At 71.0% G+C, this 23,718-nt stretch carries 32 protein-coding genes; 23 read left to right on the top strand and 9 right to left on the bottom strand.

The window, feature by feature from the left end; all coding sequences use genetic code 11:
- Positions 1 to 93: 93 nt before the first annotated feature.
- The 12 genes from ACIGWZ_RS37080 (at position 94) to ACIGWZ_RS37025 (ending at position 7,342) form a co-directional block, all read left to right on the top strand.
- Positions 94 to 603, top strand: coding sequence for a hypothetical protein (locus ACIGWZ_RS37080; RefSeq protein WP_400072059.1), 510 nt, complete (start codon positions 94 to 96; stop codon positions 601 to 603).
- A 67-nt stretch (positions 604 to 670) separates the two neighbouring features.
- Positions 671 to 1,309 carry a hypothetical protein gene (locus tag ACIGWZ_RS37075; protein WP_400072057.1) on the top strand — a complete coding sequence of 213 codons (639 nt, stop codon included), beginning with the start codon at positions 671 to 673 and terminating at the stop codon, positions 1,307 to 1,309.
- 34 nt (positions 1,310 to 1,343) lie between these two features.
- A complete protein-coding gene (locus ACIGWZ_RS37070; RefSeq protein WP_400072055.1) occupies positions 1,344 to 2,078 on the top strand; it encodes a hypothetical protein in 735 nt (244 codons plus the stop codon).
- Positions 2,079 to 2,167: 89 nt separating this feature from the next.
- On the top strand, positions 2,168 to 3,253 hold the full coding sequence (locus ACIGWZ_RS37065; protein ID WP_400072053.1) for a hypothetical protein: 1,086 nt from the start codon (positions 2,168 to 2,170) through the stop codon (positions 3,251 to 3,253).
- Between the two features lie 94 nt (positions 3,254 to 3,347).
- Positions 3,348 to 3,674, top strand: a complete 327-nt coding sequence (locus ACIGWZ_RS37060) for a hypothetical protein (RefSeq protein WP_400072051.1) — start codon at positions 3,348 to 3,350, stop codon at positions 3,672 to 3,674.
- Complete coding sequence (locus tag ACIGWZ_RS37055; RefSeq protein ID WP_400072049.1) at positions 3,671 to 4,363, top strand: hypothetical protein; 693 nt, start codon at positions 3,671 to 3,673, stop codon at positions 4,361 to 4,363. Before ACIGWZ_RS37060 ends, ACIGWZ_RS37055 begins: the two co-directional genes overlap by 4 nt.
- 52 nt (positions 4,364 to 4,415) lie before the next feature.
- Positions 4,416 to 5,249: a hypothetical protein gene (locus ACIGWZ_RS37050; RefSeq protein ID WP_400072047.1), complete on the top strand. Its 834-nt coding sequence runs from the start codon at positions 4,416 to 4,418 to the stop codon at positions 5,247 to 5,249.
- Between the two features lie 56 nt (positions 5,250 to 5,305).
- Positions 5,306 to 5,608 (top strand): hypothetical protein, encoded by a 303-nt coding sequence (locus ACIGWZ_RS37045; protein WP_400072045.1) that lies wholly within the window; start codon positions 5,306 to 5,308, stop codon positions 5,606 to 5,608.
- Complete coding sequence (locus tag ACIGWZ_RS37040) at positions 5,605 to 6,138, top strand: hypothetical protein (protein ID WP_400072043.1); 534 nt, start codon at positions 5,605 to 5,607, stop codon at positions 6,136 to 6,138. The genes ACIGWZ_RS37045 and ACIGWZ_RS37040 overlap by 4 nt, the downstream gene beginning before the upstream one ends.
- A 104-nt stretch (positions 6,139 to 6,242) precedes the next feature.
- On the top strand, positions 6,243 to 6,581 hold the full coding sequence (locus tag ACIGWZ_RS37035) for a hypothetical protein (RefSeq protein ID WP_400072041.1): 339 nt from the start codon (positions 6,243 to 6,245) through the stop codon (positions 6,579 to 6,581).
- Positions 6,578 to 7,045, top strand: a complete 468-nt coding sequence (locus ACIGWZ_RS37030; protein ID WP_400072039.1) for a hypothetical protein — start codon at positions 6,578 to 6,580, stop codon at positions 7,043 to 7,045. The genes ACIGWZ_RS37035 and ACIGWZ_RS37030 overlap by 4 nt, the downstream gene beginning before the upstream one ends.
- Before the next feature lie 93 nt (positions 7,046 to 7,138).
- On the top strand, positions 7,139 to 7,342 hold the full coding sequence (locus ACIGWZ_RS37025) for a hypothetical protein (protein ID WP_400072037.1): 204 nt from the start codon (positions 7,139 to 7,141) through the stop codon (positions 7,340 to 7,342).
- Here the strand turns inward: ACIGWZ_RS37025 and ACIGWZ_RS37020 are convergent.
- A complete protein-coding gene (locus ACIGWZ_RS37020; protein WP_400072035.1) occupies positions 7,329 to 7,718 on the bottom strand; it encodes a hypothetical protein in 390 nt (129 codons plus the stop codon). The genes ACIGWZ_RS37025 and ACIGWZ_RS37020 overlap by 14 nt on opposite strands.
- A 135-nt stretch (positions 7,719 to 7,853) precedes the next feature.
- Here ACIGWZ_RS37020 and ACIGWZ_RS37015 point away from each other — a divergent pair, with 135 nt between their 5' ends.
- On the top strand, positions 7,854 to 8,243 hold the full coding sequence (locus ACIGWZ_RS37015; RefSeq protein WP_400072033.1) for a hypothetical protein: 390 nt from the start codon (positions 7,854 to 7,856) through the stop codon (positions 8,241 to 8,243).
- A gap of 235 nt (positions 8,244 to 8,478) precedes the next feature.
- Here the strand turns inward: ACIGWZ_RS37015 and ACIGWZ_RS37010 are convergent, their stop codons facing one another.
- Positions 8,479 to 8,871, bottom strand: coding sequence for a DUF3307 domain-containing protein (locus ACIGWZ_RS37010; protein ID WP_400072031.1), 393 nt, complete (start codon positions 8,869 to 8,871; stop codon positions 8,479 to 8,481).
- Between the two features lie 170 nt (positions 8,872 to 9,041).
- A complete protein-coding gene (locus ACIGWZ_RS37005) occupies positions 9,042 to 9,536 on the bottom strand; it encodes an XF1762 family protein (RefSeq protein WP_400072029.1) in 495 nt (164 codons plus the stop codon).
- A gap of 142 nt (positions 9,537 to 9,678) precedes the next feature.
- On the opposite strand from ACIGWZ_RS37005, the gene ACIGWZ_RS37000 reads away from it, so the two are divergent.
- The 8 genes from ACIGWZ_RS37000 (at position 9,679) to ACIGWZ_RS36965 (ending at position 17,106) form a co-directional block, all read left to right on the top strand.
- A complete protein-coding gene (locus ACIGWZ_RS37000; protein ID WP_400072027.1) occupies positions 9,679 to 10,167 on the top strand; it encodes a hypothetical protein in 489 nt (162 codons plus the stop codon).
- A gap of 375 nt (positions 10,168 to 10,542) precedes the next feature.
- On the top strand, positions 10,543 to 11,052 hold the full coding sequence (locus tag ACIGWZ_RS36995; RefSeq protein ID WP_400072025.1) for a hypothetical protein: 510 nt from the start codon (positions 10,543 to 10,545) through the stop codon (positions 11,050 to 11,052).
- A 98-nt stretch (positions 11,053 to 11,150) separates the two neighbouring features.
- The gene (locus ACIGWZ_RS36990) at positions 11,151 to 11,513 is read left to right on the top strand and encodes an HNH endonuclease (RefSeq protein ID WP_400072023.1); all 363 of its coding nucleotides are present in this window, start codon (positions 11,151 to 11,153) and stop codon (positions 11,511 to 11,513) included.
- 263 nt (positions 11,514 to 11,776) lie between these two features.
- The gene (locus tag ACIGWZ_RS36985) at positions 11,777 to 12,802 is read left to right on the top strand and encodes a hypothetical protein (RefSeq protein WP_400072021.1); all 1,026 of its coding nucleotides are present in this window, start codon (positions 11,777 to 11,779) and stop codon (positions 12,800 to 12,802) included.
- Between the two features lie 278 nt (positions 12,803 to 13,080).
- A complete protein-coding gene (locus ACIGWZ_RS36980) occupies positions 13,081 to 14,847 on the top strand; it encodes a hypothetical protein (RefSeq protein ID WP_400072019.1) in 1,767 nt (588 codons plus the stop codon).
- A 233-nt stretch (positions 14,848 to 15,080) separates the two neighbouring features.
- The gene (locus tag ACIGWZ_RS36975) at positions 15,081 to 15,815 is read left to right on the top strand and encodes a hypothetical protein (protein ID WP_400072018.1); all 735 of its coding nucleotides are present in this window, start codon (positions 15,081 to 15,083) and stop codon (positions 15,813 to 15,815) included.
- 168 nt (positions 15,816 to 15,983) lie between these two features.
- Entirely contained in the window at positions 15,984 to 16,538 is a 555-nt protein-coding gene (locus tag ACIGWZ_RS36970; protein ID WP_400072016.1) for a hypothetical protein, read from the top strand.
- Positions 16,539 to 16,545: 7 nt separating this feature from the next.
- The gene (locus ACIGWZ_RS36965) at positions 16,546 to 17,106 is read left to right on the top strand and encodes a hypothetical protein (RefSeq protein ID WP_400072014.1); all 561 of its coding nucleotides are present in this window, start codon (positions 16,546 to 16,548) and stop codon (positions 17,104 to 17,106) included.
- Here the strand turns inward: ACIGWZ_RS36965 and ACIGWZ_RS36960 are convergent.
- On the bottom strand, positions 17,103 to 17,357 hold the full coding sequence (locus ACIGWZ_RS36960; protein ID WP_400072012.1) for a hypothetical protein: 255 nt from the start codon (positions 17,355 to 17,357) through the stop codon (positions 17,103 to 17,105). The two genes, ACIGWZ_RS36965 and ACIGWZ_RS36960, sit on opposite strands and share 4 nt — an antisense overlap.
- A 391-nt stretch (positions 17,358 to 17,748) precedes the next feature.
- Between ACIGWZ_RS36960 and ACIGWZ_RS36955 the strand changes: the two genes are divergently transcribed.
- Complete coding sequence (locus tag ACIGWZ_RS36955; RefSeq protein ID WP_400072010.1) at positions 17,749 to 18,594, top strand: hypothetical protein; 846 nt, start codon at positions 17,749 to 17,751, stop codon at positions 18,592 to 18,594.
- 96 nt (positions 18,595 to 18,690) lie between these two features.
- A complete protein-coding gene (locus ACIGWZ_RS36950) occupies positions 18,691 to 19,311 on the top strand; it encodes a hypothetical protein (RefSeq protein WP_400072008.1) in 621 nt (206 codons plus the stop codon).
- Positions 19,312 to 19,358: 47 nt separating this feature from the next.
- Here ACIGWZ_RS36950 and ACIGWZ_RS36945 read toward each other — a convergent pair whose 3' ends face one another.
- The 5 genes from ACIGWZ_RS36945 to ACIGWZ_RS36925 all read right to left on the bottom strand — a co-directional run bounded on the left by ACIGWZ_RS36945 (position 19,359) and on the right by ACIGWZ_RS36925 (position 23,651).
- Positions 19,359 to 19,961: a hypothetical protein gene (locus tag ACIGWZ_RS36945; protein WP_400072006.1), complete on the bottom strand. Its 603-nt coding sequence runs from the start codon at positions 19,959 to 19,961 to the stop codon at positions 19,359 to 19,361.
- Positions 19,958 to 21,313 carry a hypothetical protein gene (locus tag ACIGWZ_RS36940; protein ID WP_400072004.1) on the bottom strand — a complete coding sequence of 452 codons (1,356 nt, stop codon included), beginning with the start codon at positions 21,311 to 21,313 and terminating at the stop codon, positions 19,958 to 19,960. The genes ACIGWZ_RS36945 and ACIGWZ_RS36940 overlap by 4 nt, the downstream gene beginning before the upstream one ends.
- Before the next feature lie 610 nt (positions 21,314 to 21,923).
- Entirely contained in the window at positions 21,924 to 22,337 is a 414-nt protein-coding gene (locus ACIGWZ_RS36935; protein ID WP_400072002.1) for a hypothetical protein, read from the bottom strand.
- Positions 22,338 to 22,431: 94 nt separating this feature from the next.
- Positions 22,432 to 22,701 (bottom strand): hypothetical protein, encoded by a 270-nt coding sequence (locus ACIGWZ_RS36930; RefSeq protein WP_400072001.1) that lies wholly within the window; start codon positions 22,699 to 22,701, stop codon positions 22,432 to 22,434.
- Positions 22,701 to 23,651 (bottom strand): hypothetical protein, encoded by a 951-nt coding sequence (locus ACIGWZ_RS36925; protein WP_400071999.1) that lies wholly within the window; start codon positions 23,649 to 23,651, stop codon positions 22,701 to 22,703. Before ACIGWZ_RS36925 ends, ACIGWZ_RS36930 begins: the two co-directional genes overlap by 1 nt.
- Between the last annotated feature and the right edge of the window lie 67 nt (positions 23,652 to 23,718).

The following is a 23,718-nucleotide window of genomic DNA, read 5'->3' as shown; positions in this document are numbered from 1 at the left end:
CACGACAGCCGGCCCGGGGTCACCACGGCGACCCCGGGCCGCAAGCCCCCGCCACCTGGCACCCTCCCCACACCTTCCCGAGAGGAACGACCGATGACTACCACCGCCCCCGTCACCGTCCCCATCGACACTGACGGCACCCGGCTGAGCATTCAGCTCTTCACCGTGGAGGGGAGCGGCTACGGCCCGTACGTAGCCCTGCCGCGCTCGTCCGTGTGGACGCCGTACAGCGCCCACCTGTTCACCCGGGCCACGGCCGAGATGATCGTTCGGGACATGGAGCGGGACGATTGCGGGATCTCCGCCACGTTCGCCGAGGACGGCACGCTCACGTTCACGTGGACCGAGGAGCACGACGGCGACGGCGGTACCCAGACGGTCAAGCCCGACGCGCACGGCCGGTACGAGATCGGCGGACTGTGGTCGTGGGACGAGTGGGGGGACCACGTTCCCCACACCGCCGGGCAAGCCGCGTTCGCCCAGGGTGCGACGGAGTACCGGCAGGTCGACGCCGCCGCATCTCTGCCGCTCCTGCTCGACGGCCTGTATTCCCGGGGCCGCGAGGAGTCGCACCTCCTGACCCTCGGCCTCGAACGCTCCTGACCCCGCCCGCTGCGCCCCGGTGACCGGCAGCCGGCCCGGGGCGCGCCCCGCCAGAGAGGAACCGCTCATGATCACCGCCACCGTCCCCCAGGTCGACGTGCCGCACGCGATCGGCCGTCCCCTCGACGCGACCGGCACGGCGTACGCGCTGAGCAACGCAGACCGCGAGGGCGCCGCGGTGCCGGTATCCGGCGCACTGCTCCGCTCCCTTCTCGCCTCCGCGCTTCACTCCCAGGGTGCCGCCGCCCTGGAGCCGGACGACACCGTGCGGTTCACGTTCGGTCAGAGCGCGGGCATGGTGCCCGGGGTCCTCGGCCCAATGTTCGTCGCCGTGCCCTGCGAGCGCCCGCCGCTCACACCGTGCTGCGCCCGGTGCGGGCACTGGAAGGGCGAGCATGACCACCCCGGGGTGCCGACGGCATGCACCCGCTACCGGCTGTCGATCGGGCCGCGCCGCTTCAAAGCGCCCGAGCACGACGCCGTGACGTACGCGTGGGTGCGCCGCATGGGCCGCTCCCGTCTCGTGTTCGAGATCAGCACGCCGAGTGAACTGTTCCCCGGGGGAACACTTGCCGTGCACCGGTACCCGGCGGCCGGTGACGGCCCGTACGACTTCACCGCGCACTTCTTGCCGATCCCCGCCGAGGAGCGCGCCGCCCTGCTGGAGCGGGCCCGTGCGCGCGTCCACCCCCGCCCCTGCTCCTGACCGCCGCTCCCCTCCCCCTGGAAGGAACCTCCTGATGCCTGGCCTGACCCTGCTGGCGAACCGCGAGACGATCGAGCACCCGACGCCGCACGGCCCGGTGCGCTTCCGGAAGTACGGCCGCGACCCCGAGCGGGGATTCGTCCGCGCGGCCGTCCCCGCCCGGCAGGCCTCCGCCGACGGCATGGGGCGGGTGGCCCTGGCGACGCTGCGCCCGGCCGCGTACCCGTACGCCGCAGCGTGGCTGTCCGCCGTCGCTGAGCACGCGCCGGAGCGCGGCGACCACCACAACCCGGACGCTCCGCCCGAGTCGGTGCGGCTGGTGTCGCAGATGACGCGGACTCACGCGAACGGGATACCCCGGCAGTCGGACGGGTCGGTGGGGTGGAGCGTGCCCGGTGCGTCCGCCCGTGTGTGGCCAGACGGACGGGTGGAGGTGACGCGAGCCGGCGGGGTGACGCTGTCCGTACGCCTGGAGGGTTCGGGGTGGGACACCTGGCGCGTGGCCGCCGTGGCGGACGCGGGTCTGCGGCTGCTGTGCGACCCGGAAGCGGCGCACCTGACGCGGACGAGTGAGCCGTCCGGCTGGTTCCGTCCGCTGGATCGGGGCTACTCGGGCGGGGGGCGAGAGCGCAAGGGAAACCAGATGTACGACGGTTCGTCGGTGGCCGCGTGCTCCTGCGGGTGGCGGGTGCCCGCGCTGTCCCGGCTCGGAGCGCGGGGAGCGGCGGCGGCTCATCTGCGGGAAGTCGGTGTGGCCGTCCCCCGTTGACCACGCTTTGGCATGGTGTACAGTCTTCCTTGTTGGACGGCATGAGCAGCCGGACAGCAAACGCTCCGATCCACCAGAAGGGGACAACTGTGTCCGTCAATCCCTCCTGGACCTCGTACCTGGACGACTCCAAGGTCTGGTCCCTCACTGACTCCAGCTTCGAACTCTGGCACGCGTTCGGCGACGACGGCCGCGCCCTGTGCAACCGCAGCATCCGCGCCCGCAGCCACCGCGAGAACGACACCTTCTTCCGCACCCTGCGCGACGCCGACCGGTGGCCCCTGTCCAACCTGCACGACCGGTGCCGCGCCAAGGCCGAGACCAAGGTCGCCGCCCACCCGGAGGCGCAGAAGCGGGCCGCCGAACAGGCCGCGTACGAGGCGGAGCGCGCCGAGGCGAAGCAGCAGGAGCAGTGCGACATCGCCGCGCACCTGTTCGCGGACGTTCACCCGGCCGCGTCCCGGCTCGTTGACGGCCTCCAAGAGAACGCGCTCATCCCGGCTCGCGAAGGCGGACAGAAGTTCACCCCGTCCGACGTGTGGGGGCAGATCGGCGCCGAACCCGGGGCCTACTACGGGCGGGACGACGCTGAGACCAACGACGCCATGCCCGAAGCGCTGCTCAGCGCCTGGCAGCACATCAACCGCCTCGCTGCGGCAGGCGAGTTGGACACCGACCGCTGGGACGATCTCTTGACCGGGGCACGCGATGCGCTCGCCCCCGCGTACGAGCAGGCCGCGCCCGTTCTCGGCAAGGCCCCGGGTTCGTGGCAAGTGCTGTTCCACACCGACAAGCCGCTCACTGGCGAGCAGTGGGCAGACTTCCCCGTGCACGCGGTCATGCCCACCGTGCGACTGCGCGCGGGGCACGACTGGCACGTCATCGACCGGCGTCTCGACGGGGCCGGACTGTCCCGCTACGGCTTCACCGACGCCGTGAGCGCCGGGCACGCCCTGAGCCGGGCCCGCAAGCACTGGGAGACCCACGGCCCGCACGCCGCCTGGTACCGGTTCATCGCAGAAGAGGCGCCCGCTATCGAGATCCTGAGCGAGATGCACGGCCTGACGCCGGAGCAGGAGCGCGAGGCGTTCGCGTGCGCCCAGCGGGCCACAGCCGGCCAGGGTCCCGAGAAGCGCTTCAGCATCCTCCAGGCCATCGCGGGCGTCACCGCCTGACAACCCGCCGGGCGGGAGCACGCGACGTAAGCCGCTCCCGCCCTGCACTCTCCCGGGCCTCACACGAACAGCGCTTCGCCTGATCGGAGACCCGGTGTCCCTCACCGTCCTTTCCCCCGCGTTCGACCGGTCCGTCACGGCTCTCGCCGACCACCCCGTCATCACGGAGATGGCGACGGATCTCCTCACCGCGACCCCCGAACAGCTCTCCACGCTCCTGAGCGCCAGCGGCGCCCCGAACAACCGCTTCATGGCCCTGGCCAACGAGCGGTTCGCCGAGCGCACCGGCAGCCACGCCCAGTACCTGGGGACCGTCGCTCGCGCCGTGGCCGCCCGTCTCGCCGAGCTGCGTGCCCCGGACCCGGGGCCAGCGAACGCCCCGGACTCAACGCCCCGGGCCCAGAGAACCACCACGTCATGACCACGAACCTGACCCCCGTCGCCGTCGTCCACGCCGCCATCGCCGACTACCGCGCGATGGACGCCGCCCACCGCGTCGCCCTGAGCACGTACGTCGACGACGACGGAGAGATCCCGGAGTACGAGTTGCCCGCCTACGACGAAGACCGCTTCACCTACGCCCTGGAGGCGGACGAACAGCTCGACGCCGTGATGAGCGCGCTCACCGAGGCGTTCGGCCTCCCCACCGACCAGCCGGTCACTGTGCTCGGCCAGTGGCACCGGACCTTCGAGGTGACCCCCGGCCGGCTGGATGACGCCGCCCGGAAGGCGTTCACCACCGGCCAATGCCACGCCCTGGCCCTCGCACTCCACGAGGTCACCGGGTGGCCCACCACCGCGCTACTCACCTCGGACTGTTTCGGCAACGACTCGATGTGCACCGGGGTCGACGAGGACGAGTGCCCGTGCCGGATCGGCCACGTCGTCGTGACCCGGCCCGATGGCGCCCACGTCGACATCACCGGCGCCCACACCCCCGGCACCGTGCCGGACTGCGAGGACGCCCCGGCCATCGTGATGACCGAAGAGCACTGGCAGGCCATCCGGTCCAAGCCCACGTGGCGCGACGCGGACATGCCGCTCGCCCGCACGTTCGTCCGGCCGCTGCTCGCCGAGCTGGACGCCGCGCTCGTCGCCTTCCCCGCCTGAACTTCCTCCCCGCCCGGCCGCGCGCCGGTCGGCCCCTTGAAGGGACACCCCCGTGAACACCGCAACCATGCCGCGCAACTTCGCTGCCAAGGTCTTCGGCCGCCTGATGAGCGCCGCCTTCCTCTCCCAGCAGCACGCACTCACCGACCTCGGGCCCTTCACGGGCCTGCTGTGGCGCTGCGTCTGCAAGGAACTCAACACCCTGGACCTCAAGGCGTGTGGCAGTTGCCACGAGCCGCGCCTGTGGACCGAGGACGTCACCCCGCCCCGGTACGAGTACGGCACCCTCCTGGAAGACCTCCGCTCCGCGCTGACGGATTGGTTCGATGACCGGCCGAAGGTGTGCCGCCCGGCCGCGATCAGCTTCCGTGTCACCACCGAGTACGACGACGGCCCGGCGTGGGCCACCTGGGACACGACCGCCTTCTTCACCGACTCCCCGGTCGGGCAGACGTACGGGGAAGACTTCGAGCGCTCGTTCGTCTCCGAGGCCCTGGTGGAGATCGGCGACTTCGACCGGCCGCAGGTCGGTGACACCCTCCGCGTCGTCATCCCCTCCCCGTTCACCGAACCGGCCGAGGACACGCGCAGCACCGAGTACGCGTACACCATCAGCGAGTACGCCCGGGAGGCCGCGACCGCCCTCGGGGAAGGCTGGGGCTCCGAGTCCGGGTACATCGGCGCGTACGGGAAGCTCTGGGGCCCCGACGTCCCCACGCTGCGCGTGTTCGTGGACGAGTGGGACGACCTGGTGGTGGTGCTCAACGACGACCCCGACGGGAAGCGGGTCACCATCGACCTCCCCGACGGTGCGCCGTCCTACCCGGACGAGCTGCGCGCCGTCGGCGAGGACATAGCCGAGATCATCCGCGCCAACTTTTGCTGACCCGCCCCGCCCGGGGCGCGGCCACGCTGCGCCCCGGCCGCGCCCCTGGAGGGTCCGTGAAAGAGCCCGACGCCCTGTGTGGCGCGCCCGGCCGCGACGAGGACGCGGACGTGGACGTGACGTGCGATCTCGCCCCGCACGGGCCCAAGGAAGACCACCACGCCACGTACTTCGGCCTGTTCTTCAAGCGCTGCGAGCTGGAATGGCCGGACCCTGAGCCGGCCGCCATCCTCCGCATCGTCGCCGAGTACGTCACCGAGTCCAACGACTTCGGCGGACTGGACGCCAACGACCTCGTGACGCGCCTGGAGTCCGCCGGATTCGCTCTCCCCGAACTCCCCGAAGGAACCCACGCATGAACCTCCCCGGCGACACCATCGACGTCGGCACAACCCGCATGCCGACCCCGGCCCGCTACGCCCCCGGCGGCATCACGTTCGCTCGCCTCGACCCCGTGTTCCTCGCCGACGAGGAGCACGTCCTCCCCCTGGTCAAGGAGTGGACCCGCGAGGAGCTGTACGCCGTGGCGGCCCTGTTCTCCCGGGAGGCGGGCCGCCGGGATGACGCCGAGTTGCTGGCCCTGCTGCGGGAGTGGAACCCCACCTGGGAGGGCCCTGAGCCTGACGCCGTCAAGGCCGAGTTCGTGACCGACCCGAACGGCGGCGGCGTCCGCTGGGCCGAGGAGAGCTACTACGTCCACCGTGCCGACGGCTCCGTCGGGGAGTTCGAGTTCCCGGAGGACGAAGACGATGAGTTCGCCGAGCAGGACGAACGGTTCCGTGCGCTGCTCGCCGCCCGGTCTGATGCGGACCAACCTCTCCACGGCGCGCACCTGTTCGTGGACCTGGCCACGGGTGTGTTCACCGTCGAAGGCCCCAACTCGCTCTGAACAGCGACTCCCCACCCCGCCGCCCCGCGCGGCGGGGTGTAGCGGATTCGTCCCCTCACTCCGTCTACGTGGTGCTGCTGCGCCCCGGAAAGGACACACCAGACGTGTCGATCACCCGCGTGTTCCTCTACGACGGTTTCAAGGTCCGCACCCGGCAACGCGGCGGCGAACCCGTCTGGTTCACCCGCGATGTGGCCGCCGCCCTGACCGTGCGGTTCCCCGCCGGTCCGGTACTCCCCGAGTCGCCGAACAGCCTGCCCGGACTCGCAACGGCCGAGCAGGTGTGGACGCTAGTACGCCGGGCCGGCTGTGGTGCACCCGACGCATTCCAGGCCTGGATGGCAGAGGTGTCCGCGCAGCTCACCGCGCGGCCGACCCGCCCGCCGGCCCCGGTGCCGCGTCCCCGCCACCTGACCTCTGTCCGAAGGACCAGCGCCGCATGACCCTCTACGACTCCGACCACCAGGTGGTACTCCCTCCGCACACGGTCCGTCTCTCGATGAAAGGCGCCATCCCCATGCACTCCGACAGATCCCGCCGCCCGAACTCGGTTGGCTGCCTCGTCATAGGCGCCATGGCCATCACGTTCGTGGCGTTGTTCGCCGTGATGCTCAGCGGAGGCGACGACGACTCCCTGCCGCGCTGCCCGGTCTCGCGGTACGGCACGGTCGACACGGTGGTCGACGAGCAGGGGCCCTGCGTCCTGTACGGGGCCGAGCACGGTGCGACGACGAGCAGCGGCACGCATCACCAGGGCGACGGCCACTCGGCCGCGACGAAGAAGCCGGGCGGCTCGACGAAGGGCAAGTTGCCCACGGGCAAGCAGCCTGGCGCAAAGGCCCCGGCCGCCCGCCCCAAGGTGCCCGCTGCTCCGGCCCCGAGGCCGCCGAGCATGGCCAAGAGGTGATTCCTTCGGGCGGTCCTGTCTGACCAGTCCGGAGCGCGGCTCAAGGGGTGAGGGTGCCCACCAGGGGCGCCGTTCCATCGGAGGCTCGCCATCATGGCCAAGCTCCCTGCCCGTACGTACGTCATCAGCAATCCCAGTGCTCTGCTCGGCACCGAGCGCGTCATCACCTTCCGCCACTCGGCGACCGTCGGCTCCGTCGTCGACCTGCTCATTGACGGCCGCCCCGTCCGCGCCCTGCTCACCGATACCCCGTGGAACGGCTATCGCTGCGCCGAGCTGCTGTTCACGAGCCTGTAGGAGGACGCCCCTCCGGCCCCTCCGCCCGTCGGTGGGGCCGGGCACGGGGCATGTCTCCGCGTGCCACCGCCGCCGCGCCCGACACCGGCTCTGAGCAGCTGCCGTGCGCAACCCGCAGCCCCGGCTGCGGCCACTGATACATGCGTGCCGTCACCGAGGTGCCCCCGGTCAGGTCGATGGACACCTGGTAGAACACCCGGCCATCGGCCCAGTCCTGGCGGGCCATCACCGGCGCGTACCGCCACTTCCCGTGTGACCACACCCGCAGCGCCGGGCGGTCACCGGGCGGCCACGTTGTGACCTTCGGCTCCGGCCCGTCCTCGGACTGCCGCCAGGGGCGCGCCTCCGTCGGCTCGGGGATCGTCTCGTCGTTCACCCTTCGAGCGTAGGCGCAGGCCAGCGCCCACGCTGCGCCCGGGAATCCGCGGGGCGGTTGGGAGCCCGCGCCACAAGGCGGCCCGGCCGTGCACTCTCCGGCGGTCCTGCAACCGCATGGAAGGAACACCTGCTCATGTCCGTGCCCAAGCCTTCCGGCCGGCTCGTCGCCCTCATGGTCGGCGTGGCCCTGGTCGTCGTCGGCGCAGTCCTCGCTGCCTATGCCGCATTCGGTGGCAGCGACGGCAGCAGCCCGAGCCCCGGCCCGTCGCCGTCGGCGAGCTGCAACATCTTCGACCCTGAGTGTGCGCCGGGCGGCGACAGCGGAGGGGGTGACCCGACACCCACCCCCTCCGACCCGGGCCCGACACAGTGTCGTGGCGCCCGTGCCGACGTCGGCGATGACGCGCCCATGGAGACCACCGCACCCAATTCGACCAAGGAGCCGACGGCCGAGCCCACCACACCGCCGTGTGGAGGGACCGGCGGATCGGGGAACGGCGGCCTGTTCGGCGGCACCGGCTGACCACCTGCACCCCGCGCGCCCTGGACGACTGATTTGTCGTCCAGGGCGCGTTGCGTTGTCAGCGCGGTGACCACGATCTCGTTGCCCCGACCGGACGCGGCCTGCGATCATTGGGCGTACGCGAGGCTCTGCGCACCAACGGAGCGGGGCGGGGACGGGCTGAGGCCCGCCACGTACACCAGCCCCCGGTGCCACCGAGGGGTTCGAATCCCCTGCCGGAGCCTCGCGCCCCACTTCACGCGGCGGCCACCAGAGCGGCGAGCCACAGCGCCGTGACGTGCGCCGTCTGGTCCACGAACGGCGCCCCGCCCTTCTGGAAGAAGGCGGCGCTGCCGGTGCGCTCCATCCACCACTGAACTGGCCAACGCCGGTCGATGAATCCGTGCGACAGGCCTACCCAGGCGAGCACGCCGCCCGCCCCGGGCAGCGTCAGCGGCAGGTCGAGCAGGGCCGCCCCGGCGATGAGCGCGACCGCCGAAGCAGCGACGTGCGTTCCTGCGTGGGAAAGCAGCGCCCGCCAGCCGGCCGCGCTCCGCTGCGCCTTCCGCTCAGCCTGGTGATCCGTCTGAAGTGCGTAGTCGGACAGCAAATGAGCCCCGTACAGCAGGATGAACAGGGTTGCGAACATGACGAGTTGACCTCCGGGCCAGTGGGGACATGCGAAGGGCCCGCACGCCGGGCTCCTCGGCCCTGGGCGCGTGGGCCCGGCATCTCTGGTCTGGGGTCGCAAAGACCGCGCTCAACGGCGTTACTGCGCGTTTTCGAGGCTGAAGTGACTGATGGGACGGGCGGGGCGCCTCACGGCCCGGCAGGGGCCTCCCACAGAGTTCGGGCGACCTGATCGACGCCCCGGGACGCGCGGGGGCGGCTGGGGCAGTCCCATCCCCGCCGTGGCGGGCGCTGCGCGAGGACTCGCCACCCGGCGCCGCGCAGGCTCGCGCCGCTCTCCCCGGCCTGCGTGTACGTGATCAGCCGCGTGTAGCCGAGGGCCTGCGCCGCCCGCCACGCCGCGCCGTACAACAGTGAGTTCGCGTTGGCCGTGCCGTCTGTCGCGGTCCGGGTGACCTCCAGCGTCTGGCCGTTGTCGAGCATCCGGGCCACCGGGCGGCCCACCATCGCGACCGCGCGCAGTACGCCGTCATCGTCGGCTGCGCCCACGCTGAACACGGCCCCGGGTGGGGGCCGGTGGTGCCGGTGCCAGGCGGCGACGAATTCGCGCGCGTCCTTCTGACGGAGCGGTACGAGGTGCAGTCGAGGGCTCCCCGGGGCGGCATCCGGGTGCGGTCGGGGCACGGAGGGTCCTCCACGGTGCGGGGGCGCTCGCTGCGCCCCGGAGGCCGTGCACCATGCGGCTCGATGCTCCCTACCGTCCCCGGCACCGGGGCCGCAGCGCAGCGGGCGACACTAAGCACCCGGTCTCTCTACGTTCCGCGCCATGACGAACATCCCTTCGCCGACCCGTGGCCGCCCGTCCAAGCTGACGCCTGAGCTGGTCGACTCCCTCGTCCAGGCCGTTGAGGCGAACCTGAGCCGCGCCGACGCCGCGGCGTCCTCCGGGATCTCCGCCGGTACCTTCGCCCGCTGGCTCAGCGTCGGCCGCAAGGTGCTCGACGCCGGCGGCGGCACCTCCGAGTTCGAGGTCCGGTGCGCCACGCTGCGGCTGCGTGTCGGCGTCGCAGACGAGGCACGGAAGTCGGGCAGCGAGCCGGCCGCCGCGCCGGACAAGGTCCCGGCAGGTGTCATCGAGGCGGGACCGCTTCCGCCCGGGGCCGTCACCACGGTGGGTGTCGGTGTGGAGAAGGCCAGCAGCGACCCGGCATCCCAGCCCGTTGCCCCGGTGATCGTTGTCGGCGAGCCCCACCGCCGGTCCCTGCTCGGCCGCATCATGGACCGCTTCACTCGCAATCGCGCGGACCGCATCTGACCTGCTGATTCACCACCTCATGCGCTGTGGCGTACGAGGGTTTCCTCATGCGCCACAGCGCATGAGGTGAAATCCACGTGCGCTACAGCGCATCTGGTCACGTGCGCTGCACCGCATGAGGCCTGATGCGCTGGGGCGCATGTAAACAAGAAGTACCCAACACAGACGTAGGAAGAAGACGAACTCTGCCTGTGACGGACCCTGGTGGGCCTGTTGCGGGCAGAGTCGTGACCAGCACAAATCTCGGCCAGCAAGCGGCCTCACCCCGGGACGCAAGCACGATCAGCCGGCACCTTTCTCCGCCATAGCCCGCTCCACACCGGGCGGTCGCATCCGCGCGGCCAGTCCGGGACGGACGAACGGAGAAACACCACCATGAAGCCCGCAGTCGAGAAGGCGCTCCTCGAATGGAAGGAAGCCTTCGACCTGACCCACGAACGCGCGGTCAACGTGCTCGGCCTCGCCCTGCCCGGCCTGGCGCCGTCCAAGACCCCCTCCTACTGCTGCCCGGTCACGCTCACCATCGACAAGCCGAACGACCTCGGCGACGGCAAGGTGTGCGTGGACAACGACCACCGGGCCACCGTCGAGCTCGACGACGTCCCCAACGCAGTCATCGCCGAAGGAGTCGACGAGCTGTTCGGGATTGCCTGGTTCGACGGCGCCGACGGCCCCCTGGAGGATGCCGGGCCCGGCAGCTACGCCTACGACGACGACTCGACGGGCGCCGAATACGAAGTCGTCCTCGGCACGAAGGGCGTCGGCCGGGTCTACGTCGCCTACGTCCCCGTCGGCTACGCAGTGGAACTCCTCGACGCCCTCTCCACCGCCCGCGAGCGCCAGGAGGACGAGCAGGAAGCCGCGGCGGCCACGCCGGGACGCTAAGCCCCTCCGACGTGCATGTTCCCGTCCTCGCTCCCGCCGCTCCCCCGCGGCCGTCACCTCGGCGGCCCGGCGCGTGGGAGCAGGACGGAGAGCCTGCCGTGGCCCCTCGCCGCCGCCGTACCGGCCCCACAGACGTCGTCCGCCAGCTTGTCCACGACCGCGACGGCGGGCGCTGCGTCCGCTGCAACAGCACCAACGGCCTGACCATCCACCACCGCGTCAACCGGGGCATGGGCTCCTCCCGCGAGGAGTGGATCAACCAGCCGCACAACCTGTTGCTCGCCTGCACGACGTGCAACTCCTGGTTCGAGGACCACCCCCGCGAGTCCTACAGCCACGGCTGGAAGATCCGGCGCCCGATGCTCCCCGGGGAAATGACCGTCACCTACCCGGGCGGCGCCGAGTACGTGCTGCACGCCGACGGGTCCCGCTCCCGCGTCCGCCCAGGAGACACCGCGTGATCGGCCGGGCGCTGCCCCTCCGCTCCGCGATCTACATCGCCCGCCTGGGCAGAGCGACCGAATACCAAGCCTTCCTGGAGTAGGACCGGTGACTGCCCCCCCCCGGCCGGGGACAAGCTGTTGCTCTTCGCGCTGCGCGTCCTCGGCCAGAAGAACCCACATCCTCTTGAGGTGGTGTACAGTTTCCGCCGAAGGATGAACGGCTAGGGGAGGCCCCTGCCACCAGCGCCCACCGGCGCGCCCCCGGGAATCGGGATACTGCCATGAGCAGCACCATCAACTACGACAAGCTCCGCGCCGGCGCATCCGCAGAGGTCGACCGCGAACTTGCCGGGATCAACGACCCCTTCCAGCGCCGCATTCACGCCGAGGAACTGCGCGACCAGGCGTACATGGAACTCGCGTCACTCAAGAGCGAGCGTGACCAGTTCATCGCCGCGTCCGCCCTGTACGAGCCCAGCCCCAACCTCCACCAGCGCTTCGGCATCGGCTACAACCAGATGAAGCGCATCGCGGGCGCCGCCCTCGGCCTGCTCAAGGACCCCTACACCCCAGCCCCGTGGCCCAGGGACCGGAACCAGGCCGCTCAGGATGCAGGCCTCCCCCACCCGGACGACCTCCTCGACCAGGCCACCACCCTCGCGGCCCGATACGAGGAAGCCGAAGCCCGCCGCGACGCCGCGCTAGCTCACCTGGAAGCCGCGCACGAAGCAGTACGCACCGCCGGCGGCCGTGTCCGTGTCGCCGCCATGGAACGCCCCGACTTCGACGAAGTCCGCCGTACGGCCACCGAGGAGATCCGCGCCGAGTTCGCCACCCTCGCGGCCGGCCCCGAGGAGCGGCTGCGCCTGGCCGCCGAAGCCGTCGACCAGGCTGAGGAGGAGAAGGCCGCGCTGCTTCCCGAGCGCGACGAGGCGCTGAACAGCCTCGCCTTCTACACGACCGCTCGCGCCGTGTATGCCTCCGCGGGCATTTCCCGCCAGGGCCTGGTGCGAGTGCAGCAGCGGGCGCTCGGGCTCCCCCGGGACGCGAACCTCCCGCCGCGGCCCGAGCAGCCGGCCGCGGCCCGCGCCGCGGGTGTCCCGCTCCTGAAGGGCGCCGCCGAGGAGCTGCCGCAGATCGCCGCGGCGTACGAGGCAGCAGAGGCTCGGCACTCCGCGGCCGTCGAGATCCGCGACGCCGCGATCCTGGTCCTCAACGCCACCCCGTACGAGTGGGGATACACCCGGATCGCCGAGTTCATCGACCGCGATGTGTCGGTCGTGCACCGCGTCGTGAACCCGCGCTGAAGAATCTTCCTGAAGACCTGTAACGCCTGGAGACCCCACTCCGTCTATGGCGGTGAGGGACCTCAGTCACCCCTCACGAGGTAGGTCACCACCCCACCCGGGGCGGCCCCCACCCCCCCCGGGGGCCGCCCCACCTCACACCGCCGGCCTCCGTCCCCGATCGTGCACCGCTCCCACCGAACTCCCCCCGGTGGCCGCAGCGGAGGCACGAGACCGGACGGGGGCCGCAGCCATTCCAGCCCGCGACGCAAACCAGCCGCGGAACGCACCGTGCGCCCATGGCCGCACCGAACACCCGCACCCCCGTCGTGGCCGCCGCCCACGCCTCTAAAGAGCAACGCCAGGGCGTGCGCTCCAGCGACGCCGCCAGCATCGCCGACATGCTGCTCCGCGCGCCCGTTCCGGTCCGTCGGGCAGCGATCAAGACACTCGACCCCGCGGACCTGGCGCACGTCCTCACCGAGGTCGAGCGCGAGACCGGCACCATGTACGGCCTGTGGCACGACACCCCGAGCGGCTTCATCGAAGACGTGCTGGGGGAGTCGATCTGGTCCAAGCAGCGAGAGATCGTGGACGCGGTCCCCTTCCACAAGCGGATCGCGGTCCCCGCGGGCTTCGGTGTCGGGAAAACCTGGATCGCCGGTCGACTCGTTGCGTGGGCCGGGGCCGTGAACCCCGCCGGGACCATGGTCATCGTCACCACCGCGACGCGGTTCCGGCAGGTCAGGAACCAATTGTGGCCCCACATCCGCAAGACGGTCGCCCGCGCGGGCCTGCCCGGATGGTGTGACACCACCCAGTGGAAGATGCCCGACAACTACGGCAACGACGTGGTGGTCGCCTACGGCTTCACCGCGCCCGAGGGCGACGAGGCAGCCATGCAGGGCATCCACGGCACGCCGAAGCTCCTCATCGTGGTGGACGAGGCCGGAGGTATCGCGAGGGGGATCGGCAACGGCACCAATAATCTGCTCACGGGCGACGCGCGCATGCTCGCCATCGGCAACCCGCCGGCCGACGACCCCCGCTCCTGGTTCGAGGGCCTGTGCGACGAAGGGGACAGCCCCGAGGAGCCCACCACCGTCACCGTGCCGATCGCGACATTCGACTCCCCCGCCATCACGAAGGAACGCGTCCCGTACTGCAACGACTGCCCCGCGGGTGTACCGAAGCACTCCCTCGCGCTCCACCTGCCGGACATGGACTGGGTGGACCGCACGATCCGGGAGTACGGAGAAGACCACCCGTACGTCGAGGCGAAGGTGTATGCGCGCTTCCCGAAGGGCGGCGGAGGCAAGGTCATTCCCGTCACCTGGGTCGAGGACGCCCAGAAGAACGAGGACCCCACCGGCCCCGGCTGGGCCCGCTTGTGCGACCTCGGCCTAGAAGGCGAGACCGCAACGCACACGGTCCAGCACGGCTCCTGGGTCCGCCTCGGCGTGGACGTCGCGGCCGACGGCGGCGACGAGTTCACGATCTACCGGATCGTCGGCGATGCCATCGAGCACCGCCACCACTCCAGCGGCGCCGCCAACGACAACCAGGTCAAGGTCGCCAAGAAGATCCTCGAAGAGGTCCACGCCGCAGAGCGCCTGGCACAGGCCCTCGGCTCCACCGCGCAGGTCCACGTCAAGGTGGACAAGAACGGCCTCGGCCACGGTGCTGTCGGCATGCTCGAAGTCTGGGGCGACAACGGCAAGCACAGCTCGGAGATCATCGGCGTCATGGTCTCCGAAGCCCCAGACCGCGACGACCCGGGCGCGGTTATGAGGCCCTGGCGCAAAAGGGATGAGATGTGGCTCGCAACGCGCGCGCTGCTCCAGCCCGACCCGGCCACCGGTTCGGGCCGCCTACGCCTGCGTGTCGATCGCGAGGCCGGCATCCAGCTCACCACCCCCAACCTCGGCAACAACGCCGGCGGACACTCCGTCGTCGAGTCCAAGAAGCAGATGAAGGCGCGCGGGATGAAGTCGCCGGACCGCGCCGAGGGCATCCTGCTCGCCGTCTACGAACCGCACGTGCGCCGCCGCGGCCTGATCGCCTGAGACACCACGGAAACCGCGTCAGCACCCTCATCCCAGCCTGACCAAAGGGCGTTCCCGGCGCCGGCGCTGTACCGATCCACCGCCGTTTTCCAGACGGAATCAGTCGAAATCGCGTCAACAGCCGCAACGAGCAAGGTAAATGCCCCGATATTCCCCTTGATGGAGCGGATGAACGGCGACCACGTTCGTCCGGCACGGAGCCGGGGCTGGGCCCGCGGCGGAAGGAGTCCGCAGTGCAGGACATCGAGGAGACCACGGCGCCCGCAGAGGTAACGGTCGGAGTCGCCCAGCGGGCGGGGACCGAGCCGCCGTGCGCGGACGGCGTCCATGTCCATCGAAGGGGCGACCGGGTGTGCGCGGCCGTCGTGGATGGTGCCGGCCACCACGAGGAAGTCGTTGATTTCGCCAGGCACGCACCCTCCGCGATCACCCTCATGGGGATGGCCATGGGCGGGCTCGTCGGCCTGACCACCGCCGGGAGGATGGCCGACGCATACGACCGCCCGCCGCATGCCTCCGCCGTCTACGCCTGCATGGAGCCGGGCCATCCCACCTCCATCCATTGGATCGGCGACTGCCGGGCGTACGGGTGGGACGGCACCACACTCACCCAGTGGTCCACGGACCAAACGATGGGAGAGTGGCTGCGCTGGAATGGCGGCGTTCCCATCGAGATCGCGGCGACCCAGGACAACTGGGCGAGGCTCGGGTTGGCCCAGGCCAGCGAGGTCACGTGCCGCCAGCTCGAAATCCCCGAAGACATCCCCCTGGTGCTGCTCGTCAGCGACGGAATCTCGGACCAGGTAGCCCCGGAAACGGCCGACGACCTGTGCCGGAAGTACACCGCAGCCCCGCAGGCCCTCGCAGACGCGCTCGTCGCCGCGGCCGAGGGCGAGGAAGACGCGAAAACCGGGGAGCTGTACCGCGACGATGCGACGGTGGTGGTCCTGCGCAGGCCCACCAGGTGACCTCGCACGCAGCCCGTCCGCTACCTCCCGCCCGGTCGAACGGGAGGGTCGATGCCAGGCGGTTCGCGCAAGTACACCTCGCACCAGATCCTCACGCGCTAGTGTGGTCGGATCATCAGCCCTGGAGGGCTCGCAACCCACCAACAGTCGCCCTTCGCTGGAGCCCTGATGACCTCCTCGCCCCCCAAGGCCCGCAGTACGAAGCTCAACCCTGCCCTGGTCGCGCAGATCCGCCATGACGCCGCCCGCGACCACGGGGCCGTTGCCCGGTGGGCCGCGGACCTTGGTGTGAGCTGGTCGACGGTGGCTGGTGCCGCCTACGGCTGGACATGGCGCTCCGTGACCGACCCCGCCCCCGTAGCGCCGCCCCAGCCGGAGACGAACCTCTCGCCTACGTACGCGAGGCTGGACGAGGCCACCGTGGCGCAGATGCGCCGCCTCTACCGCGCCGGGCAGACGACAATGGGGCGGCTGGCCAGAGAGCATCGCGTCTCGGAAGGCGCGGTCCGCAATGCTGTACTGGGCATCACATGGCGGCACGTCACAGAGCCCCCGGCCCAGCGGGCTGATGTGGGCGGGTGGACAGTGTGCTCGGAAGAGCACGAGGTAGAGATCGTCCGGCGCCGCGGGCTGAAACCGCCTGAGCCCTTCCGGACGATCGCACACGAGCTGGGGCTCGATGTTGCCACGGTGCATCGGGCCTGGCGCCGCCTGCGGGGATGATGAGGGTATGGACTACAGCCTCGTGACCGCCGCTGCCCAGGCATCCGGCCCCTGCCCGCCCGGAGACGAAGCGGCCTGGGGCCGCCGTGTGCAGGGCCTGGCCGTGGACCTGCACATGATCGCCGGCCAGGTTGCCCAGGACACTGCCCGGTTGGAGAGCGCCGCGAAGTTCGTCGCGTTCCTGGAGAAGGTAGAGATCGAGGAGTCCAGCCGCCGCGGCCTGCTGACCCTGCGTACGGCCGACGGCGCGGAGGAGATCCGCACCGAGCAGCAGGAGACCGACCGGGGCCGCCAGATGATCGAGCGGGCCCGCTCGCTGGTCGGCCGCTGGGTGCTGGTGTACCGGTACAACGAGTCCGTCGGCCGCCAGAAGACCGTGCGGATGGTCGCCCACCTCATGGACGTGGGCGAAGGCGTCATCGCGGTGAACATCGCCAAGGGCGTCCTCCTGGACGCCGCCGGCGGGAACGCCGAGAAGGCGAAGGCCGCGTGGGAGTCCGCAGGGCTGCGCGACGCCGGCACCGTCACCGCCGACGAACTGGACAAGGCGCGCGCCGCACTGGCCTAGCGGCTGCGGCGCTGGCGGTCTTCTTCGACGAGCTGTTGCAGCACAGGGCACTGCTTGAGGTCCGCGGTCTGCTCGGCTTTGGCGCGCAGGAGTTCGGCGGACTCGACCAGAGGCCGCCCGGCCCTGAGCGCGAAGTGCGGCGCTGGGCTCGTCTCCTCCAGCTCTTCCAGCCGGTCGGTGTCAGCGGCGATACGGAGCATGGTGGTGACCATCTCCACCTCGATGTCGGTCGCCTGCCGTCCCTGGATCACGCCGGAAGTCTATGCAGCGCCCGGCCGGCCGTCGTGCACGCGTTGAACGAGCGGCTTCAGCCTCAGTCCTCGACGGGCACGGTGCCAGGGGCGTAACGCCTGACCGCCCCACCCCGTCTACCTACTGAGTACCGCCGGCAGGGGAGCCGCGCAGCGCTCCATCGAAGTCTTGGTAACAGCAAACTAGCGCTCCTCACCCACGCCGGGCCTGTGGCTCCCTGCGGGCCGGTCATGGGTCCGGGACGGACCGTACTGGACCAGGCCGGACCGGATCGGTCCGACACGGACCATGGCTCACGCCGCACCCGGACGGCGGCCCCCGGCCTGTGGCGAGAGGCGCTAGTTTGCTGTTACCAAGAAGATGCGGACCGTGCTGCGTACGCTGAGCGGCGTGACCGAGTACCGGACCGCCCTCGCCGCCATCGACGCCTTCCTGGAGCACCTGCGCACCAAGGAGTTCGCCGTCGAGACCCAGCGCGTACGCGGCACCTTCCTCACCGAGTACCTGGAGCACGCCCAGAACGCGGAAGCCGCTCCCCTGGCCGCGCTGAGCGCCGAGGAACTGATGGAACTCCCCCGCGCCGACGCCTGGCTCGAAGACGCAGCAGCCGGGCGCACACGGCGCCGCAACACCCTCTCCGGCCCGAACGCCCGCTCCGCCGACGCCACCACCCGCGTGCGGATCATCACCTACAACGTGTTCGCCGAGTACCTGGGAACCCCCTGGCGCCTCGAAGTCCCCCCGAACACCAGCGGAGAACACCTCGACCCCGACGAAGCCGACAAGGTCGTACGGCGCCTCGCTGTCGAGCGCCGCGGCGCCACCGCGGCCGTCGCCGTGCGCACCGCGGCGCTGGCCGCACTCGTCGCCGAGACCGGCCGCACCGTCGCCCAGCTCGCGCCGCTGTACACCGACGACGTCCAGCTCCAACACAATCCTCCACGCATCCTCCTGGCCGCGAAGCTCACGCACACCCTGTCGGCTGACACCGCGCGCATCCTCGGCCGGTGGATGCGCCAGCGCGCCGGCATCATCGCCTCCTCCCTGCAAGGCACCGACCCTGGGCACCTGTGGATTCCCACCCAGCCCGGCCGCCCCCGCGGCGAGCAGCCCACCCCGCCCGGCCTGGAGGCCGCCGCAGTGCGCACCCTGCACTCCGCCCACCGCCGGCTCGTCCTCGAACTCCTCGGCCGGCCCGTACGCCCCGGCGCCCTGCGCACCGACCCGGCCTCCTGAACAGATGGGCCACCGGGCCGCAACGATCACGTCCACCTTCGGCTTCAGAACGGCAACAACCACCGAACCGGCGCGACCCGTCGGGACACTGCCCTGGTGAACAAGTTCATGCACTTCCTGGGCGAGAACGCCGACAAACTCCTCGACCTGCTGATCGGGCTGGGGCTCGCCTACTTCGGCTGGTGGCTCGCCAACAAGTCCAGGGACCGAGCCGACCGGGAAGCAGAGAAGGCCACCCTTCGCGCGCAAGCCGACGCCCTGACCGTGGCCGTCCTCGACATCCGGCACGCAGCAGCAACCAGCCGCATCCTCTGGGAAGGCCCCGCCGAACGAGGCCGCTCCTTCCTGCTCGCCGCCCTCGCATATGCAGGCGGCGCCGCACACGCACAAGCGGCCGGAGGGTCAGACCGCCTCAGCCTCACTGCCGGCCTTGGGAACGCTGCCGAGATACTGGCCGGAGACCGCCGGGCAAGCAAGGAACACACCGCCACGGTGCGCGAACCGCTGCTCCGGCTGGCCACGGCCGCCGCGCCCCTGCTGCGCCACCCAGACGCCGACGTGGCAACCGCTGCCAACGAGCTGGCGGACGCCGCCCTCACCGAGACAGAGAACGCCACCCGAATTGAAGCCGGCCTCGGCGCCTTTGAGCGCGCGGTCAGAGCTGCCCTTCAGCCGCAGCCGTCCGTCTGGGCACGGTTGCGGCGCCGCGCGCGCTGACGGCCCGGTACCGACGGGGGATGCGGTACCGGGCCTGCGCCCCGACTCTACTGCTTGATCGGCTTCGTCAGGCGGGCTTGCTCAATCCACTTCGCCGCGGCCGTCGGGGTGTTGAAAGTCTCCTCGCCGCTGACGACGCGGTACGTCACCTGCGGCGTGCCGTACAGGCCCGCCGCAAACGTGGGGTGGGCCCCTGCGCTCCAGATGACCCGGCCGCGGGGTGTGCAGCCCTGCCCGATGCTGCCGACGAGGTTGTCCTTCGTGATCCGCTGGACCTTTTCCGCGGTCACCAGGTAGTCCCACGGCGAGTTCGGGGCGCCGACCCACTCGGCCGTTTCGCCCGGGTACAGGTACAGGCCACCCACCTTCTTCGGCTGCTGGCCGTACCCGTACCGCTCGGCGTTCGTGCTGCCGCGGGAATGCATCTCTCCGCTGTGGAGGCGCACGGTGCCGCAGGAGTGGCACACCAGGCGCAGGGTCGTCTTCTCGTAGCGGTCCCGGTGGTCGCAGTCCTCGTCCGGGCAGGAGTGGGTACGCCCGCCGCGGAAGGTGTCCCACTCGGTGCGGGTCTCGGCGACCCACGCCGGCTTCCGGCAGCCCTCGGCGTGCCGCAGCTCGCTCCACCCCAGGTACAGGTCCTCGGCCCTCATTCGGTCTCCTCGTCTTGGCCGGCCGCGTCTTCCAGCGGGGGGTGCTGCTCATCCCAGAAGGCCTGTGACTTCGTGAACAGGAAGCGGCGGACCGCTTCGATGGTGTCCTCCGGGTGCCCGACCTGCGCGCCGGGCTGGAGGTAGCGGTCAGCGACCTCCGCCCAACCGCCGCGCTCGTCGACGACTGTGCCGAAGATGTTGGCCAGGGTCTCGGCGACCTCGACATAGCGCGTGGGGTGCCTCGTCCACTGCTCCAGGACATCGATGATCTGCCCGACGCACTTCTCGTCGTACCGCTTCGGCTTCTCGTGCAGATCGCCGCCGATCGTCCACGCCAGGCGCATCATCAGGTCCGACTCCCACGAGCCCTCGCGCCCCGCGATCAGCGACCCGGCGTCGCAGGTCCCCGGCGAGGAGTCGTGCGCGTACACGCCCGCTGTGCGGTACAGGGCGACCAGCGTGGTCGCTGCGGCCTTCTTGCCCGAGTCGGTGAGCGCCCCCTTCAGCATCAGGACATCGCCAGGGTCCGGCGCAACGACGCGGCGCAGCGGGCCCTGTTCGGCCTCCAGCACCTCGAAGGTGACCGGGTCCTCCGGCCGGCCCGGACGGAGCCCGCCATAGTCGATCATGTACTGCCCGCCGGACACGGCATGCCAGCCGCGGTTCTCCCGGTCCACGACCCGGTACGGCAAGTCCTCCGGCTCGGGCTCGGGGCCGTCGTTCTCCAGGACCGACGGGTGCGGGTCGGTGGTGACGGCGCGCGCCTCCTCGCCGGCCTTCTCCATGAGGTCGCGCGCCTTTTCGTGGCCCACCGGCAGCAGCTTGGGGCTCACCATCTTCGTCGTCGGGTACCGCCGGTGCAGCGCGGCCTGGACCGCGGTGAACGCGTCGTTCATGAACGCCGTGACCTCGTCTTGGTTCCCCTCGCCGTTCTCCAGCCACCACGGCCGGCGCGCCGACGGGGAGAAGAGCATCGTCACCACCGAGTGATCCTGGTGCTCCTCGGACGGTCGCCGTACCGGGATCGGCCATACGTCCGCCATTGCCCGGTACCAGCCCTCATCGGGGCGGACGAGGATGTCGCAGGCGTCGGCGACGACCTGGGCGACCTCGGCTTCGGATACATCCGCGGGGACTTCGGCAATGAGCAGCACGGGGATGGCGTTCCGCTCGAAGTCGCCGCCGTAGGCGTTGGGGGACTCGGGGACACTGGGCGGCGGCCACTGCTGCCCGCCGTCGCGTTCAGCATCATTGGCCCGCATCGCCTTGGTGTGGCTCGCGCCAGTTGCGCGGCTCCGCTCTTTGATCTCCCGGGTGCGCTTCCGGGACTTCCGCGGCTTGCTCGTAGGCATGTCTCACTCCATGCAGCAGCGCGCCCCACGCGCACGCCGCCGTGAAGCGGACGCGTTCAGGGTCATGCACACGATGCGTCGAAGGACGGCTCGGCCTACCGACGAGGGCCCGGCGTGGGCGGGAACCTCTTCAGCGGGGGGCGGTCGTGGCCGCCGACCCGCAGCATACCCGCCGAGATCCGAGTGCCAGTGGCGCATGGGGGTGAACGGGCGTAGACCGGAGGTATGGCTGGCACGCAGAGGGCCTGCGTGATGTGCCGCGAGCAGCTGCCTTCCGGTTCGGCGCCGCAGCGCCGGTACTGCTCGGCCGCGTGCAAGTCCGCATGGTCTCGGCACTACCGCCGTTACGGCCGGGGCCTGGACTTGATGGCCTCCCACACTATCGGGATGGGCCCGGCATGCCCGGAGTGCGGCCGACGCTTGGCTCCTGGTTACTTCACCCGCTCTGATCAGGTGTTTTGCTCCGGGCGGTGTCGCACCGCGGCATGGAGGGAGCGAAAAAGGGAGAGCGGGGCAGAGCGTCTGGTGTGACGGCTACGCGAACCGGTTGCCCAAAACGGGCCGCGGGGCCGACGGGAAACTCTCCGTCGGCCCCGCGGCTGGTAGGGGATCAGGCGGTCGGGTACGAGCCCGTCACCGTGATGATCTCCGCCTCGGCGGCGCCCTCGGCGTCACCGTAGAGATGGCCGACGTTCTGCATCGCGGCGGCGTTCGAGGTCCCGGTGACCCGGATACGGTCGATCTTCGTTCCGTCCGACCCGGCGTAGATCTGCGCCTCACCGGTCCAAACGCCGTTGTCCGCGTCGCGGCCGTCGAGGCTGGCCTTGAAGACGTAGCGGCAACCGGCCGCGGCCGGGACGGGCAGGGTCAGGCCGAAGCCGGCGGAGTCGGCGGAGGCGGTCTCCTTCTTCGCGACGATCTGCGCGGTGAAAGTGCAGATGCCGTTCGCGGAGACGTACCGGCCGGTGCCGGAGGTGCCGTCGGTGCCGGTGACGTTGGTCAGCTTCGGGGTCCAGTTGGTCATACGGGTGCACTTCTTTCCCTCGGGGAACACCCGCCAGGAGTGGCGAGCCGGGGAAGAGTGCGGGGCTGGTGGTGCTTACGTCCCGGGCTCCCGGTCAGCCGCGCGGCAACTCGCGCCGAGCCGCGCGCCGTCGGGGCCGGTCGGCGCGCTCGACGGTCACCTCCTGCTCCTCGTTCTCGCGCGCGGCCGGCGCCTCCAGGAACAACACCTCCATGAAGACCCGGAGGCCGCCGTCCCGGTAGTTCGCCTTCTCCGACACGTTGCCGACGACGACCTCCGGCGACGCTTCCAGGGCGCGCCGTACGGCATCCGCGGTGCGCCGCGCCTTCCCCGGGTCGGAGTCCATGATCCGTAGCGACGACATCAGGCGCTCCCCTCCGGGACGCCGACGCCGTGGCCGTCGAGCGTCCATGCCGCTCGCTCCCACACCGGCTCGGTGCCGTCGGCGATCCGGTGCAGCAGGCCGGCCATCGACCGCCCGTCGGCCGCGAGGTCCAGCGACCTCGACCACGGCATCGGGATGTCGCCGCTCCACTCCCACGGCGCGCAGGCAGTCGTGGACGAATGGTGGTCGGTCCAGCCGTACCATCCGGCCCAGATCCGCGTGACGGAGTCGTTGGCCGCCGAGTGGGGCGCGGCCCACGGGTGCAGCGGGTCCCGGCCGGAGACGACCGGCCCGGAGTTCGGCAGGCGGAGCAGGGCGTGCGGGTAGCGGCTGTGCGGGCCCATGAAGTCGGGCTCCTCGACCACCCGCCGGGCCGCCAGGAGCGCATCGAGCCGGTCGAGGACAGCGCCGCGCTCGGCGCTGCCGTACTCCCCGGCCGGGGCCGCGTACAGGACCTGGCGGTCGCGCACGGAGACTACGGCGACGCCCTGCGCCTCCGGGAGCGAGTCGGGCTCGACATCCACGACCAGGAGCACGGCGGCAGGGTCGGCGACGAGCTCGCGCGCGAGGACCTGCGCCTGGTGGTGCTGCTCCCACAGCGTCATCGCGTACCGGCACGGGGCGCAGAACCGGCCGCGCCCGAGCGGCTTCTCCTCGCAGACGCCGCAGCGCCGGCACAGGTACTGAAGCTTCCGGGCCCGGTCGAGCGCGGCACGCTGCGCCGGCGAGCACTCGGGCTTGGCCACCGCGGCGGTCACCTCGAACAGCGGGGCGTACGAGTTGCCGTGGTACAGCACTTGCCCCACCGGGGCGGACCCCGGTTTGAGGCCCTGCTGGTGGAGCTGGGTCTTGGTGTGAAGGCCCTCGGGGACCTGGTCCCATCTGGTGTAGCGGGTGAGGCCCGGGAGCGGCGGGACGGAACTGGGCAAGGGGACGCCTCCTCTGGTGCGTTCTCAAAGCCATTGATAACCCCAGGATGGCCATTATTCAAACCGA

The organism is Streptomyces sp. NPDC053427, from assembly GCF_044544985.1.
Lineage (GTDB): Bacteria > Actinomycetota > Actinomycetes > Streptomycetales > Streptomycetaceae > Streptomyces.
The sequence above is the reverse complement of the archived record's forward strand: the minus strand, read 5'-3'. Positions and strand labels throughout refer to the sequence as shown.

Excerpts from the sequence above, each read along its gene's own strand:
- ACIGWZ_RS37080 (WP_400072059.1), top strand. The coding sequence starts at position 94 with ATGACTACCACCGCCCCCGTCACCGTCCCCATCGACACTGACGGCACC.
- ACIGWZ_RS37075 (WP_400072057.1), top strand. The coding sequence starts at position 671 with ATGATCACCGCCACCGTCCCCCAGGTCGACGTGCCGCACGCGATCGGC.
- ACIGWZ_RS37070 (WP_400072055.1), top strand. The coding sequence starts at position 1,344 with ATGCCTGGCCTGACCCTGCTGGCGAACCGCGAGACGATCGAGCACCCG.
- ACIGWZ_RS37055 (WP_400072049.1), top strand. The coding sequence starts at position 3,671 with ATGACCACGAACCTGACCCCCGTCGCCGTCGTCCACGCCGCCATCGCC.
- ACIGWZ_RS37040 (WP_400072043.1), top strand. The coding sequence starts at position 5,605 with ATGAACCTCCCCGGCGACACCATCGACGTCGGCACAACCCGCATGCCG.
- ACIGWZ_RS37030 (WP_400072039.1), top strand. The coding sequence starts at position 6,578 with ATGACCCTCTACGACTCCGACCACCAGGTGGTACTCCCTCCGCACACG.
- ACIGWZ_RS37025 (WP_400072037.1), top strand. The coding sequence starts at position 7,139 with ATGGCCAAGCTCCCTGCCCGTACGTACGTCATCAGCAATCCCAGTGCT.
- ACIGWZ_RS37015 (WP_400072033.1), top strand. The coding sequence starts at position 7,854 with ATGTCCGTGCCCAAGCCTTCCGGCCGGCTCGTCGCCCTCATGGTCGGC.
- ACIGWZ_RS37010 (WP_400072031.1), bottom strand. The coding sequence starts at position 8,871 with ATGTTCGCAACCCTGTTCATCCTGCTGTACGGGGCTCATTTGCTGTCC.
- ACIGWZ_RS37000 (WP_400072027.1), top strand. The coding sequence starts at position 9,679 with ATGACGAACATCCCTTCGCCGACCCGTGGCCGCCCGTCCAAGCTGACG.
- ACIGWZ_RS36995 (WP_400072025.1), top strand. The coding sequence starts at position 10,543 with ATGAAGCCCGCAGTCGAGAAGGCGCTCCTCGAATGGAAGGAAGCCTTC.
- ACIGWZ_RS36985 (WP_400072021.1), top strand. The coding sequence starts at position 11,777 with ATGAGCAGCACCATCAACTACGACAAGCTCCGCGCCGGCGCATCCGCA.
- ACIGWZ_RS36980 (WP_400072019.1), top strand. The coding sequence starts at position 13,081 with ATGGCCGCACCGAACACCCGCACCCCCGTCGTGGCCGCCGCCCACGCC.
- ACIGWZ_RS36970 (WP_400072016.1), top strand. The coding sequence starts at position 15,984 with ATGACCTCCTCGCCCCCCAAGGCCCGCAGTACGAAGCTCAACCCTGCC.
- ACIGWZ_RS36965 (WP_400072014.1), top strand. The coding sequence starts at position 16,546 with ATGGACTACAGCCTCGTGACCGCCGCTGCCCAGGCATCCGGCCCCTGC.
- ACIGWZ_RS36945 (WP_400072006.1), bottom strand. The coding sequence starts at position 19,961 with ATGAGGGCCGAGGACCTGTACCTGGGGTGGAGCGAGCTGCGGCACGCC.
- ACIGWZ_RS36940 (WP_400072004.1), bottom strand. The coding sequence starts at position 21,313 with ATGCCTACGAGCAAGCCGCGGAAGTCCCGGAAGCGCACCCGGGAGATC.
- ACIGWZ_RS36935 (WP_400072002.1), bottom strand. The coding sequence starts at position 22,337 with ATGACCAACTGGACCCCGAAGCTGACCAACGTCACCGGCACCGACGGC.
- ACIGWZ_RS36930 (WP_400072001.1), bottom strand. The coding sequence starts at position 22,701 with ATGTCGTCGCTACGGATCATGGACTCCGACCCGGGGAAGGCGCGGCGC.